Origin of the sequence: Nocardia yamanashiensis, from assembly GCF_021183565.1 — a bacterium.
GTDB lineage: Bacteria > Actinomycetota > Actinomycetes > Mycobacteriales > Mycobacteriaceae > Nocardia > Nocardia yamanashiensis.
Genome location: NZ_CP089226.1, coordinates 1,723,401 through 1,737,327 on the forward strand (window position 1 = coordinate 1,723,401; position 13,927 = coordinate 1,737,327).

Genomic DNA, 13,927 nt, shown 5'->3' on the forward strand with positions numbered 1-13,927 from the left:
ACGGCGGTGTTTCGGAAGACCCGGGGGTATGCGGTGACGCTGCCCGGGGAGATGCCCCGGGCGACACGGGAGGTGGTGCTGGCGAGTGCGCGGTTGACGCGGTTCGGGGATGCGTTGCGGGAACTCATCGAAGACGGCGGGCGGCGCGCGCAGGACGCCGTGCGCGGGTGGGGGTTCGATGGGCCGGATGAAGCGCCGCTCACCCCGCCCCTTCCGCAGTCCGACCACTGGGGCTGCCGATGCTCGGAGTTCGTGGGGCTGATGGAGGCCGGGCGCACACGGGAGCTGCTGTCGTTCGGTGACAACGAGATTCGGGCCGTGCTCGAGTGCCGGCCCGGTGGGCAGGCGGTGGGGAACAACCTGGGGTTTCTGCTCTATCACGTGCTGCATGTGTACTTGCGGACCAATCTGATCGTTGCCTTCGGGCTCGAGGGCAAGCCGGGGGATTGGGGGTCGATGGCGCCGGGGAGTTCGTTTCGCGGCGAGGTGATGCAGGACTGCGACGGGCTGACATTTCTGCCGGGGGCTCGGCGGCTCCTCGCCGACGATCTCTATGTGGTCGATGGCCACGCCACCGGACAACTCGTGGATGCCTGTTTCAGCTTTCTGGTGCACTACGAAGTGTTGTGCCGGGTCGCCGGGCGGGAGGCGGACTGGGCGTCGCGGATTCGTCCTGAGCTGGGACTCTATTGAACTGGTCGATTGGTTTTCGGTCGGATTGTCCGGTTCTGTGGACGGGTGGGGGCGGGTTCTGGGGAATCGCCTGCGGGCGCGGAGCCGATGATCGATAGTTGAAGTACTGCTTCACCTTTCGATGTCCTGCCTGCTGCCAGATGACCTCTTCGATGCGATGGAGCGACATGATGCCGGTGCCCAGCAACAATGGCGAGAAGATGCGGTCCGCCGGGCCGGCGGTGGATACGGTGCGATCGGGGAGATTGCCGGCGTTCAGTGGGCCGACCGGGCTCGGGAGCGTGCTGGCGCGGCGGTTCGTGGACGAGCCGGACGCGGTGATTGCGAAAAGTGCGACGCTGGGGAGCATGTCGGCTGAGAGTGCGCCAGTCGCCTTGGCTGAGGACGCACCGGTGGAGAGCCCGCGTGCGGCGAGTGCTTCGGTCGAGAGTGCGCTAGTTGAGGATGCACCGGTCGAAAGTGCACCAGTAGAGGGTGCACCGGTTGAGAGTGCATCAGTAGAGGGTGCACCGGTTGAGAGTGCGCCAGTAGAGGGTGCACTCGTCGAGAGTGCACTCGTTGGGAGTTCACCGGTCGGGGGTGCACCGGTCGAGAGTGCACCAGTGGCAAGCGCGACGGCGGGCGGCGTTGCGGAGGCTCGGCACGCTGCGGATCGGCCTAGCGGTTTCGCAGTGCGGGTATCCGCGCCGGGATTCAGCGCGGCCGGAATCCGGCTGGGGGAGGGCACGTTCCGGCTTCCGCTGCGACGGCTGACAGCGGATCTCGAACCGTGTCGCCTGGTGGAATGGGGGGATGGTTCGGCGTCGCCCGTACTCGTTCCCCCCGCGGCGCGGGTCGACGACCGGTTGGCCGAGGAAGTCGACGAGCGGCTCGTGGCCTGGGCCGATTCGCTCGGGTTCACGGCGGAGGAACTGGAGAAGCTGCGCAAGACGGGGTATGGACGGCTCGTCATGCTCGCGCACTCCGACTGCGACGATGCGGACCGGCTGCTCATCGCCGCGCAGATGAATGCCGCCTGGTGGATGGCCGACGACTATTACGCCGATGATTCGGCGCTCGGCGCGGACCCGACACGACTGCCGCAACGCCTGACGCTTGTGATGGCGGCGATGGACCCGCTGCCGGACGCGGGCGAATTCAGCGTGCCGCTGAACGAGGCCATGACATCGGACAAAGTCCTGCGCACCTTCACCTCCGCGATGGCGAACCTGCGCCTGCACGCGACACCGAGCCAGGTACACCGAGCCTGCTACGCCACATTCGCGATGTTCGTGTCCTGGACCGCGTACGCGGCCTGGCGGCACAGCGGCCAGTCGCCGGCGGCCTGGGAGTATCTGGCGGCGCGGCAGCACGACACCTTCTACACATCGATGGCATTGATCGACCCGGTGGCCGGCTACGAGGTGCCCGCGAATCTGTTCTACGACGACCGCGTCCGGCTGGCGGCATTCCGGGCCGGCACCGCCGCGGTCCTGATCAACGACCTGGTGTCGGTGAAAAAGGATGCGGCCGACCCCAACCCGGTCTGCAATATCGTGCTGCAGATCGCGGCGGACCGCGGCTGCTCGGTGGCCGACGCCACCGAGGTCACCGTCGAACTGCACAATCGAATGGTCCGCGACTTCGAAGCCGATATCACCGCCCTGCGCACCATCCCGTCCCCCGAACTGCAGGCCTTCCTGCGCGGCCTCCGTCATTGGATGGGCGGCTCGTTCGAATGGCACAACACCAACCCGAGGTACCGCTAGCGGCGGGTGAGAACCGAAAGCGTTCTACTCCAGCGGAGCCGACCAGCGCAGCCGCGTGCCGTCACCGCCGAGAATGGCGAACGTCCCGCCCATCTCCTCGGCGCGGCGCGCCAGGTTGGTGAGCCCGCTGCGAATGACATCGTCGGGGATGCCGCGCCCGTCGTCGGCGACGACGATGGTCAGGTCGTCGGCGACTTCGATTGTCACGGAGAGGGTTTGGGCGCCGGAATGCCGCACCGCATTGCTGACGGCTTCGCGGACCACGGCTTCGGCGTGATCGGCGAGGACCGGGGAGACCACCGACAGCGGCCCGGACACCCGCAGCGTGCCGCGGATTCCGGTGTCGGCGGTATGCCGGGCGATCACCTGCTCCAGCCGTAACCGCGTGCTCTGATCATTGCCCCCGTGCAGATCGAAGATGGAGGTGCGGATCTCCTGCACCACTTCCTGCAGATCGTTCACCACATCCGAAAGTCGTTGCCGCACTTCGGGAGTGTGTGCGCGAGCGATGGTGCCCTGCAGGCTGAGCCCGGCCGCGAACAATCGCTGGATGACGTGATCGTGCAGATCACGGGCGATCCGGTCGCGGTCGGTGAGCACGTCGAGTTCCCGCATCCGCCGCTGGGCCTCGGCCATCTGGATGGCCAGCGCCGCCTGATCGGTGAAAGCCGCCGCCAATCCCAGGATTTCGTCCGAGAACACCGGTGCGGCGATGGACCGCACGATGACCAGCACCCCGAAGGTACGGCTCTGCGCCCGCAACGGCAGGATCAGCGTCGGCCCGGGATCGGCGATCGGCTTGCCCAGGTCGATATCGACGGGATGATCGAAGCGCAGCGGCATGCCCCCGGCGAACACCTGCCCGACCGCGGACCCCTCGGTACGAACGAACCCGCTGCTCGGCCCGTCACCGGGACCCGACCACCGCGCGATCCGCAATTCGCCGCTGTCGTCGGGCTCCTCGTCGTCGGTGACCGCCAGGAACGCCCGCTCGGATCCGGTCAGCACCCGCACCGACTGCACCACCTGCCCGAGCACCTCACCGGCATCGGTGCTGGCCAGGAACGCGGTCGCCACATCCCGCGTCGCCTCGATCCACGCCTGCCGGGTGCGCGCCGATTCGTAGAGCCGGGCATTGTCGACGGCGATACCGGCGGCGGCGGCCAATGCCTGCACGATCACCTCGTCGTCCTCGTTGAACGGCAGACCGTTGCGTTTCTCGGTGAGATACAGGTTGCCGTAGATCTCCTCGCGAATGCGGATCGGCACCCCGAGGAAGGTGTGCATGGGCGGATGCCCGTCCGGAAACCCCACCGACGCCGGATGGTCGGCGATGCGGTCCAGCCGGATCGGATCGGGTTGCAGGAACAGCACTCCGAGCACGCCCCGCCCGGCCGGCAGTTCCCCGATCCGCGCCGCGGTCTCCTCGTCGATGCCCTCGTGGATGAATGCGCTGAGTTCGGCCCCGGCGCCGCGCACCCCGAGTGCCCCGTATCGGGCGTCGACCAGGCTGATGGCGGTGCGCACGATGGTGCGCAGTGTCTGATCGAGGTCCAGTCCCGCGGTCACCGACAGCATGGCTTCGACCAGGCCGTCCATCCGGTCTCGCGCGTCGATGATCTGATCGACGCGATCCTTGACCTCGGTGAGCAGCTCGCGCAGCCGCAGCTGCGACAGGGTGCCGCGCACCGAGAAGGAATCGCGAGGATCACCGGTCATCTGAGGTCCGTGTTTTCTGTGCGGGATCCGCAGCATCGTGGCGTACTGCGTGCTCGCAGTCTATTTGCGAGGACCCGCGGGCTCCGTTCGCGGTCGGATCGGCGGTCCCTACCGTCGTGCGGCGGCGCGGGCCAGCGACCGGTCGCGCTGCTCCTCGAAACGCGGGATCTGCACCGACCGCAACTGCTCCAGATAGACCGCCAGCCGATCGCGCGCCTGCTCTCCGCGCGGCCCGAAGTCGGTGCGGCCGAACACATCCCACTGCCGCAGCACCGGTTCCAGCACATCCTCGAGATGCTGGCGCAGATCGTAGATGCCGTGCTTGGCCATCAGCACCCCGTTGCGGCGGAAGTTCGGCATCCCGGTGCCGGGCATGCGGAAGTTCTCGACGATCAGGTCGATGGCCTCCATGGCCTGGTCGGGCACCAGTTCCAGGGCCGCCCCGCAGAGCGTGCGATAGAAGATCATGTGCAGGTTCTCGTCCAGGGCGAGCCGTTGCAGCATGCGGTCGGCGATCGGGTCGTCGCAGACCTTGGCGGTATTGCGATGGCTGATCCGGGTCGCCAGTTCCTGGAAGCTGACATAGGCCACCGAGTACAGGAATCCGGCGTGCGCGGCGGCGGTGGCGGCGTCCACGGGCGCGGTGAAACCGTGCGTCATATGGGCCATGCGATCGTTCTCCAGCGCGACCGGATCCACCCCGCGCGTGACGACCAGGTAGTCGCGCAGCACCACGCTGTGCCGGTTCTCCTCGGCCGTCCAGCGCCCCACCCAGGTGCCCCACGCACCGTCGCGTGAGAAGTTCTCGGCGATCTCCCGGTGATAGGAGGGCAGATTGTCCTCGGTGAGCAGGTTGGTGACCAAGGCCGCCTTGGCCACCTCCGAGAGCCTGGACTGCTCTGGGTCCCAATCGATTCCGCCGAGCTGCGCGAAATTGCGCCCGTCGTCCCACGGCACGTAGTCGTGGGGATGCCAGTCCTTGAACACCGACAGGTGCCGGTCCAGCGCCTGCGCGGCGACCGGTTCCAGTTCGACGAGAATCTCACGCTGCGTCAGCTCACGCGCCACGGGTATGGTCCGCCTTCCGGTCCGAAGTTGCTCTTGATCTCCCGGACCACCGTGACGGGGCGGCGGCGCCGGAGACAGGGCCGAAAGTCCCACCGGAAAGTGACTTTGATCTTGAATCCGTTCAGGGGACCGTGACCGGGGCATCACAGCTGGCGGGCGGGTCGACCAATCCGCACTCGGCCGGTTCGCGCACCGGCCGGTACTCGGCGGACACCCCGCCCCGGGCGATGACCTCACGATAGGCGGCGACCGCATCGGTGGGGGTACGCGTCAGCGTGGGATCGGTACGGACATCGACGGTGTAGAGCCCGAACCGCGGCGTGTACGAGCCCCATTCATAGTTGTCGGTCAGGCTCCAATAGTTGTAGCCGATGATATTCATGCCGTCCGCCCGCGCGCGCTGCAACCAGTAGACGGTGTCCCGCAAATGGTCGGACCGCGTATAGCCGTCGCTCCTCGGTTTCCCGTTCTCGGTCGGCAGCCCGTTCTCCACTATCCACAGCGGTTTTCCCGGGAATCGCTTCGAATAGTGCTGCAGCGCATAGTAAATTCCCTCGGGCCGCACGGGCAGATCCCACATGCCCGACGGTGCGGTGGCCGAGCCGTCGGACAAATTCACGGCGACGAGTTCCGGTGGTTCGTAACCGAAGTAGTAGTCCACCCCGACGAAATCCAGCCGATCGCCGATCAGGTCCAGCAGCGGCCCGTTGACCTGCGACTCCGCCCCGGCGACATACCCGACATTGCTGGTCACCATGGCATTCGGCTGCACCTGGTGGATGTAGTCGTAAATCTCGTTGTGCGCCTGCGCTACTCGCCCCAGCATCTGCCCGGCGTCGGTGTGATTCTGCCGCACCTCGTGCATGATGTAGGCGACCGGCTCGTTGACGGTCACCCAGATCGGATTGCGCGCCGCGTAACGGTCGACCACCTTGCGCATATTGCTCAGCCAGTCCGCCACCATTCCCGGATTGCGCCAGCCGCCGCGATCGGCCGCCCACCCCGGATACACCCAATGGTCGAGGGTGAGCATCGGCTGCATCCCCGCCGCGACAATGGCGTCGACGACGTCGTCGTAGAAGGCGAACGCGGCCGGATCCCACACTCCCGGCTGGGTTTCCAGCCGCGCCCATTCTACGCCGATGCGAAACACCTTGACGCCCAGCTGCTTCGCCAGTGCGATATCCGACCGATACCGGGAACGGAAGTCCACCGAATCCCCGAGCCGGTCCCACCCGGTATTGGCATCGATGTAGCGGGTCCAATTGCTGTCCGGTGACTGGCCTTCGGATTGAAATCCGGAGGCCGCCACACCCCAGCGGAAATCCCCGCCGAGCGCACCGGGCGGGGTTTCCGGGGCCGTGCGTGCGACCCCGCAGCCCGGTAGCAGTACCGCGGCCATGACGAGGGCGACCGCGACGAGACAGCGAAATAGTGTGCGCATGAGCACATCCCCGGGAGCAGTACTCGAAATGAGTGAATTCGGTGACTAACTCCTGGATAGCTGCAGTTTATTGCGGGGATATGCCGGGTCGATATCAGTCCATGGCGGGTACCGGCGCCGCTGCGGCCTGATTGGCGAGGTTCTCGGCGACTTCCCGCTCCCAGGCCTTGTTCGCCTTGGTGGTGTCGACCTCGAATTCCAAGCGCTGCACCGACTTCGGGTCGATATCGGCCACGTCGACGTAGAACTGCTCGTACCAGCGGCGCAGGTGGTAGACCGGCCCGTCCTCCTCGCACAGCAGCGGATTGTCGATCTTGGACTTGTGCTTCCAGATCTCCACGTCCTGCAGGAAGCCGATGCTGATGCCCTCCTCCATCTTCTCCAGCAGCATGTCCGCGGCGTCGTCGGGGATGCCGGCGGGCTTGTGCAGGGTCATGCCCCAGTTCAGTACGAACGAGTCGTTGCTGATCGGGTAGTGGGAGTTGATCAGCACGCTCTCGATCTCGAATCCGCCGAAGCTGTTGCGCAGCGGATTGATCATGTAGGACGGGCCGAAGTAGGACGCCTCGGAGAACAGCAGGCTGTCGCCGAACTCGGCGCCGACGCCGATATCGGTGCGCGGCTTGGAGTGCAGGTACTGGGTGGCGACATGGCCTTCGAACACGTTCTTGAAGAAGGTCGGGAAGGCGTAGTGGATGTAGAAGAAGTGCGCCATGTCCACGACATTGTCGATGATCTCGCGGCAGTGCGCGCCCTCGATCACCAGCGAATGCCAGGTCCACGGCGTCCAGTCCGCGCCGCGCACGCCGTCGGGGCCGTACACGCTCTCGATCACCGGGATGGTGACCTCCGGCGCGGGCTGATTGCCTTCGTGGTCGTGCCAGACGAACAGCTGCTCATTGCGCTCGAGCGTGGTCCACGCCCGGGTGCGGGCCAGCGGCGGCACTCGCCGGGCATACGGGATCTCGCTGCATTTGCCCGCGCCGTTCCAGCGCCAATCGTGGAACGGGCAGGCGATGTCGCCGTTCTTGACCGAACCCTTGGACAGGTCCGCGCCCATGTGCCGGCAGTACGCGTCCAGGATCTTGATCTCGCCGTCGCTGTCGGCCCACACCACCAGCTTGGTACCGAAAGCCTCTACGGAATGCGGCTTTCCGTCCCGGAAGGTCTCCGCCAGGCCGAGGCAGTGCCAGCCGCGCGCGAACCGCGTGGGTGCGTCGCCCACGTCGATCTCCCGGACGCCACGACCCTGCTTCGGTGCATTTGTAACCATCGTTTTGTCTACCTGCCCAGTGCGCCAACAGTTTCGGAACCGATCCAGCTTTGAGCCCGATCCGGGACTGCGCAAATTGCGAGCCATCACCGTGAGGCACCCGTATCGGCATCGAGCGTGGCAGAACGCGTTTCGTGATGCGCGGGCGTGTTCTAGTTCACTCGGCGGCACTCCCGGAGGTGCGGAGGGGTGGCGTGCCGTGGTAGGGGGCGGCGTGAGCGGGACCTGATTCGTGGCTCTCCGACGTGCCGGGCCCGCGACCGGCGCCGCTTGATGTTACTGGTCATTCTGAACGCAATCGCTGGTTTCTGCCTTTGGCATGCAAGTCCGGATCTATTATGTGACTCGTGATTCTGGTCGTGTGGTCAGGATCCAGTCTCGACGAGGAGCGCAGGCATGGACGGATTCAGCAGGCGGAACGCTTTGAAGATGGGCGGGGCGATGGGAGCGCTCGGTGCGCTCGCCATGACGGCCCCCGCGCGGGCGGAACCCTGGACCTGGTCACCGGAAGGTTCCGTAGCGGGTACCGGCGCGGGCGCGGATCCGCTCACGGTGTGGGATGCCGAGGCCGATCCGGTGGTCGCGGCCCTGCTCGACAGTGGCGACGTGCCGAGAGTCAATGCGCTGCTGCGGACTTGGACCCGCAATGGCCAGGCGCTGCCCGACGGGCTGCCGGCCGAACTGCGCGATTTCATGGAATACGCGCGCCGGCTGCCGCAGTGGGCGGACGCGGGCAAGCTGGCGACCGCGGTCGAATTCAACAAGAAGCGCGGGCTGTATCTGGGCGTGCTGTACGGGCTGGCCAGCGGGATGATGAGCACCGTCATCCCCAAAGAGGCCCGCGCCGTGTACTACTCGCAGGGCGGCCACGATCTGAAGGACCGCATCTCCAAGACCGCCAAGCTCGGTTACGACATCGGCACCGCGAACGCCTACGGCCCGGACGGCGAGATGGTGGTGACCTGCGTCAAGACCCGCCTCGTGCACGCCGCGGTCCGGCACCTGCTGCCGCAGTCGCCGCAGTGGCTGCAGTACTCCGGTGAGCAGGTGCCGATCAGCCAGAACGACATCATGGTCACCTGGCACAGCCTGCCCACCACCGTCATGCGGCACCTGACCGCGTGGAACGTGCCGATTCCGGGGAGCGAATCGGAGGCCTTCCTGCACTCGTGGCAGGTCGCCGCGCACATGCTCGGCGTGCGCGACGAATACATCCCCAACTCGTGGGCGGAGGCGAATTCCCAAGCAGCGCAAGTGCTCGACCCGATCCTGGCGGCGACGCCGGAGGGTGCGCAACTCGCGGACCGGCTGCTGCGGCTGGGCGTGAACCTCGACCTGACCATTCTCACCAAGCCGGTACTCGGCGCGTTCACCCGCTTCCTGCTCGGCGATGCCATCGCCGACGGTCTGGCCATCGCCCGGGAACCGGTCTGGGATCCGCTATTGCGTTTCAGCTGGGGCCCTTTCATCGCGGTCCGCGAGGGCGTGCTCACCGTGGTGCCGCCGACCCAGGAAGTGTACTGGCTCTTCGACGAGTTCCTGCGCCAGTCGGCGCTCTGGTACCTCGCCGAGTTGCGCATGCCCATCAGCATCGAAATCCCCACGGCCAACCGCGATCTCAGCCAACCACCGCGTTGACCTGCTTCGAAACTTCGGCGGGCCGGACCTCCGGCTCGCCGAATCGAATTCTTACCGAATCGACTGATTGAGCTGGAGGGTTCAGGGGATGGCACGATCGCCGCGATGGGTTCTGCGCACGGTGTCCGAGGGGTTCTCGGCGCTGGCGGTACTGCACAAGCGGGCATGTTCGACCCCCTGCGTCCCGGCGACGCGATCCGGTCCGCCCGTGACGCCGGGACCGTCGGGCCGTTCGTCACCGTCCTGAACCACGCGGTCCGGCGGGATCCGCACGCGGCGGCCATCGTCGACGAACTCGGCACCCGGCGTCCCCCGCGTGCTGTCCTGCTACGACACCTCCTCTCTCCGAGTGATTTCCGCGTCCGGCTCCTCGATTTCCCCCGACCTGAGCCGCCGCACCGCCGCGGCCTTCGGTGACGTGCTCTACAGCCTCTACGCCTCCACCGAGGTCGCAGTGGTCGCCGTGGCCACCCCGGCCGATATGCGCGCGGCCCCGGGCACCGTCGGCCGCCCACCGGTCGGCTGCCACGTCGAGCTCTACGACGAACACCGCAACCGGATCACCACCCCGGGCGCGGTCGGCACCATCTTCGTCTCCAGCGGCCTCAGCTTCACCGGCTACACCGACGGGGCACCAAGGAATCCATCAACGGCCTGCTCTCCAGCGGCGACCTCGGCCATTTCGACGCCCAGGGCCCGATATCGCCGAAGCGGCCGTGATCGGGGTTCCCGACCGGGATTTCGGCACCCGGCTGCGCGCTTTCGTGGTTCCCCCGCAATGCCACCGGAAAGCTGCTGCGCCGCAGGCTCGAAGCAGGCGGCGACTGAGCTCGGCGCGGAGTCGCCGGACAGCTCGCGTCCCGGGGTATCGTGCGAGCGTTCCGGCGTTGCGAGAGCACGGCTGACCTGGCAGGGGTGAGATGACGGATCGGGCGGCAGCATGGTGGCGGGAGCTGCCGCCGGCGGCGGGGGCCGCGGTGATGGCGACCGGGATTCTGTCGATCGGATTGCACCTCACCGGGTTCGAGGTGCTGTCGGTGGCGGCGCTGGCGCTGGCTGCCGTGGTGTGGGTGGTATTGGGAATCGATTTCGCGACGCGGCTGGTGGGTCAGCCGTCGCGCTGGGTGGCGGAAGCGGGTACGCCGCCGGGGCTGACGGGCGTGGCGGCGACCACGGTGCTGGGGACCCGCGTCGTCCTGCTCGGGTGGGATGGTCTGGGCGCGGCCGCGCTGGTGCTTGCGGGGATCTGGTGGCCGGTGCTGCTGGTCGCGGTCATGCGGCGATGGAGCCGGGTGATGCCGGGGTCGGAGTTCCTGGTGTGCGTCGCCACGCAGGGGCTCGCGGTGCTGGCGGCGAGCCTGGCCGGGGCGGGCGGGCCGGTGTGGTTGTGCCGGGCGGCGCTGGCCTGGTTGTGCCTGGGCGTGCTGCTGTATCTGATCGCGTTGACGCACTTCGACTTCCGGCAGATCTGGCAGGGCGCGGGGGATCAGTGGGTGTGTACCGGCGCGCTGGCCATTTCGGCGCTGGCGGCCGCGAAAATCCTTGCCGTGCACTGGCTGTCAGGGGCAGGGCATACGGTGCTGCTGGGTGCGCTCTGGGTGTTGCTCGGGCTGAACTGGGTGCTCTACCTCGTGCTGGGGATCGCCGAGATCGCACGGCCGCGCCGCGAGTACGACATTCGCCGCTGGGCCACCGTGTTCCCGCTCGGCATGACGGCCGTCGCGACGCTGACCGCGGGCACCGTGACCGGGGTCAGCGTGTCGGGGGCGGTGGGTCGCCTGCTACTGGCGATAGCCGTAGCGGCGTGGATCCTCACGCTCGTGAAGGGATTGCGCGGACGCCTCCGCTGATCAGGGCAATTGCCTGGTTAGAGTCGAAACCGATGATCAAACAGGAGGAGTTCGACGAGCGCCGGGACGCGGGTGCCCGGACGTCCCCGGAGCGGACCGAGCTGGATCGGCTGGGTCTCGCGTACGAGTTCGGGAAGCGGGTGCGGGCGGCACGCGAGGCCCGGGGCTGGACCGTGGCGGGGCTGGCTCGGCGCGCGTCGGTGATGAGCGCCGAGGTGGCGGCCATCGAATCCGGAACGCCCATGCCGGCTTCCGTCGCCGGGCGAGTGGCGGCTATCGCCGGGGTCGAGCTCGGTTCCGGCTGAGCTGGTCGCCGCGTCGGGTCAGCGCGGGCAGGTGGAGGCGATGGGGCTGTCGGCGAACAGGTCGCCGATCCAGGGCAGCCATTGATCGGCGACGGCGGTGGGTGCTTCGTGGCCGCCGGGGACGATCAGGTCATGGACCGGGGTGCCGAGCGCGCACATCTTGGCCACGGCCGAGTCGGACCAAGAGGTGCTGACCAGCGGGTCGGCGTCGCCACGGACGATATAGGTCGGGAAGGCGCTGGCGGACTTCGGGAGGTTGGTGCGGGCTTCGAAATCGGCCACGCGCTGGGCGGCCGCGTCATCGGCGAACCAGGCTTCGGCGGGCGTGGCCGACTTGCCCAGCTCGAGATCGGCGGCGGTGAGGTCGCCGGTGCACGCGGCCTCCAAACGCGGTGCGGCGGTGAGCAGATCGCCGTACATGACGCGGTCGTAGGTGAAGGCGGGATCGCCGTACCGGATCGCTTCGACGATGTACGGCAGGATCAGGTACTGGTCCGGGGCATTGAGGGTCCGGGTGCGAACCGGCTCGTCGAGGTTGAGTTCCAAGGCGGGGGAGAGCAGCAGCACGCCGTGGATCTTCAGTTCGGGCGCATAGGATTTCGCGGTCTCGGCGGCCGATTCGGCGGCGCGTCCGCCCTGCGAGGCACCGACGAGAACGGTGTCCCGGGCGAGGGGCATACCGGTCGCGTGCGCGGCGCGGGCCGCGTTCAAGACGTCGTAGCCGGAAGACGGGGTGTCCAGATACGGTGCGGCGCCGGGACCATCGAGACCCTGATAGTTCGTCATCACCACGGCGTGCTTGCCGGTCAGCAACTGGGTGACCAGGGGCGCGGAGCCGAACAGGGTGGGGGAGTTGGTCGGTGCGCACGCGCTGACCACGCCGGAGGTGCCGTGCGCCAGGGAGATCAACGGCCAGCCGCCGGGCGGCGCGGTGCCGGTCGGGACGAACAGCGCCCCCGACACCTCGATCGACGCGCCCGACGGTGCGGTCGACCGATAGCGAAGGTAGGTGGCGGAAGAGGCCGCCGCGGACAGCGACGCATCCAGGTTCTCGAGCGACCGCTGAGCTACCAGCGTTCCCGGTGTTTGCGCCGTCGAATCGGCGGGCTCGGTGGACCGGCCGCACCCGGCCAACACCATGATCAGCAGAATCGGGACCGCGACGGTTGCACGCACGCTGCACCTCTGGAGGGGATCGGTGACGGCTCTATCGGTCAGCCGCAGTATAGCTTCGCCGCCGTCACCGATCCCTGAGCGTCAGGCCCCTAGTCGGCGCCCCAATGCTGTTCCATCAGAATGCCTTTGGCGGCCAGCCAGGACACCGGATCGATCTTGGTCCCGGATTCGTCCCAGATCTCGAGGTGCAGATGCGGTCCGGTGGAATTGCCGCGGCTGCCCACCGAGGCGATCATGTCGCCGGCGTTCACCCGCTCCCCGGCCTGCACGTACATGTCGTTGACGTGCCCGTACACCGCGATGGTGCCGTCGTCCTGCTGCACCCGGATCCACTGCCCGAAGCCCGAAGCCGGACCGGCCTCGATCACGGTGCCGCCGAGCGCGGAATGAATCGGCGTGCCCAGCGGGTCGGCGATATCGACGCCGTAGTGGAATTCTCCCCAGCGGCTGCCGAATCCGGAGCTGATCACACCCGCGACCGGCAGCACTGCGGGCGCCTGCTGGAACACCGGCGTGGCCGGGGCGCCGACCTGCGGCAGCTCCGGCACCTGCACTTCGGGCACCTGTACCTCGGGCACCTGTACCTGCGGCAGCTGCTTCTGAATGTCCTTGATGGCCTGCTCGGCCTGCGCGAGCGGACCCGCGATCTCCACCGGCAGCCCGGTGAGCCCGAACGGCGTGAGCGCGGCAACCGGTTCGGCGACGGGCGAATCCGGCACCGCGGCCTCGACCGGTTCGGCCTCGGCGGCGTCGGGCGCCTCGGTGACGGGCGCGGCCTGCGCGAGCGCGGGGGCGAGCAGGCTGGTGGTGCTGAGCAGGGTGCCGGCGGCCACGGCCGCGCCGGTGAGGGCGCGCATCCGGGTGGTCACGGGCGGTTCGGCGCGATGGCTGCGTGGGGCGGCGGCAGCCTCGCCCACTAGTTCTTTCACGGACAGGGATCCGGCGGCGTGGCGGTGCTGCGACATACGACGTCCTGGCGGTCGATCAACGGTGTACCGTCGGCTCCGGCTCAC

The 13,927-nt window shown here is 67.7% G+C and carries 11 protein-coding genes and 1 pseudogene; 6 read left to right on the forward strand and 6 right to left on the reverse strand.

The genetic code is table 11. The annotated features are described in order from the left end of the window. Positions 1 to 33 precede the first annotated feature (33 nt). Both LTV02_RS08295 and LTV02_RS08300 read left to right on the forward strand, forming a co-directional pair. Entirely contained in the window at positions 34 to 693 is a 660-nt protein-coding gene (locus LTV02_RS08295; protein WP_233039423.1) for a hypothetical protein, read from the forward strand. Between the two features lie 779 nt (positions 694 to 1,472). Then, positions 1,473 to 2,441 carry a family 2 encapsulin nanocompartment cargo protein terpene cyclase gene (locus LTV02_RS08300; RefSeq protein WP_233039424.1) on the forward strand — a complete coding sequence of 323 codons (969 nt, stop codon included), beginning with the start codon at positions 1,473 to 1,475 and terminating at the stop codon, positions 2,439 to 2,441. Between the two features lie 24 nt (positions 2,442 to 2,465). Here the strand turns inward: LTV02_RS08300 and LTV02_RS08305 are convergent, their stop codons facing one another. The 4 genes from LTV02_RS08305 to LTV02_RS08320 form a co-directional block, all read right to left on the reverse strand. After that, positions 2,466 to 4,160: a sensor histidine kinase gene (locus tag LTV02_RS08305; protein ID WP_233039425.1), complete on the reverse strand. Its 1,695-nt coding sequence runs from the start codon at positions 4,158 to 4,160 to the stop codon at positions 2,466 to 2,468. Positions 4,161 to 4,268: 108 nt separating this feature from the next. Continuing rightward, positions 4,269 to 5,228, reverse strand: a complete 960-nt coding sequence (locus tag LTV02_RS08310; protein ID WP_233039426.1) for an acyl-ACP desaturase — start codon at positions 5,226 to 5,228, stop codon at positions 4,269 to 4,271. A gap of 121 nt (positions 5,229 to 5,349) precedes the next feature. After that, on the reverse strand, positions 5,350 to 6,672 hold the full coding sequence (locus LTV02_RS08315) for a family 1 glycosylhydrolase (RefSeq protein WP_233039427.1): 1,323 nt from the start codon (positions 6,670 to 6,672) through the stop codon (positions 5,350 to 5,352). A gap of 94 nt (positions 6,673 to 6,766) precedes the next feature. Next, positions 6,767 to 7,945: a Rieske 2Fe-2S domain-containing protein gene (locus tag LTV02_RS08320; RefSeq protein WP_067712596.1), complete on the reverse strand. Its 1,179-nt coding sequence runs from the start codon at positions 7,943 to 7,945 to the stop codon at positions 6,767 to 6,769. 396 nt (positions 7,946 to 8,341) lie between these two features. Between LTV02_RS08320 and LTV02_RS08325 the strand changes: the two genes are divergently transcribed. From LTV02_RS08325 to LTV02_RS08340, 4 genes and pseudogenes are all read left to right on the forward strand, one after another. Then, positions 8,342 to 9,583, forward strand: a complete 1,242-nt coding sequence (locus LTV02_RS08325) for an oxygenase MpaB family protein (RefSeq protein ID WP_233039428.1) — start codon at positions 8,342 to 8,344, stop codon at positions 9,581 to 9,583. A 310-nt stretch (positions 9,584 to 9,893) separates the two neighbouring features. Next, a pseudogene (locus LTV02_RS08330) lies at positions 9,894 to 10,353 on the forward strand (AMP-binding protein); the annotation flags it as partial. A 150-nt stretch (positions 10,354 to 10,503) separates the two neighbouring features. Next, complete coding sequence (locus LTV02_RS08335; RefSeq protein WP_233039429.1) at positions 10,504 to 11,433, forward strand: tellurite resistance/C4-dicarboxylate transporter family protein; 930 nt, start codon at positions 10,504 to 10,506, stop codon at positions 11,431 to 11,433. A gap of 32 nt (positions 11,434 to 11,465) precedes the next feature. Further along, complete coding sequence (locus LTV02_RS08340) at positions 11,466 to 11,738, forward strand: helix-turn-helix domain-containing protein (protein WP_233039430.1); 273 nt, start codon at positions 11,466 to 11,468, stop codon at positions 11,736 to 11,738. 18 nt (positions 11,739 to 11,756) lie between these two features. On the opposite strand, the gene LTV02_RS08345 is transcribed toward LTV02_RS08340, so the two are convergent. Beyond that, complete coding sequence (locus LTV02_RS08345) at positions 11,757 to 12,914, reverse strand: alpha/beta fold hydrolase (RefSeq protein WP_233039431.1); 1,158 nt, start codon at positions 12,912 to 12,914, stop codon at positions 11,757 to 11,759. Between the two features lie 89 nt (positions 12,915 to 13,003). Next, entirely contained in the window at positions 13,004 to 13,879 is an 876-nt protein-coding gene (locus LTV02_RS08350) for a M23 family metallopeptidase (RefSeq protein WP_233039432.1), read from the reverse strand. Between the last annotated feature and the right edge of the window lie 48 nt (positions 13,880 to 13,927).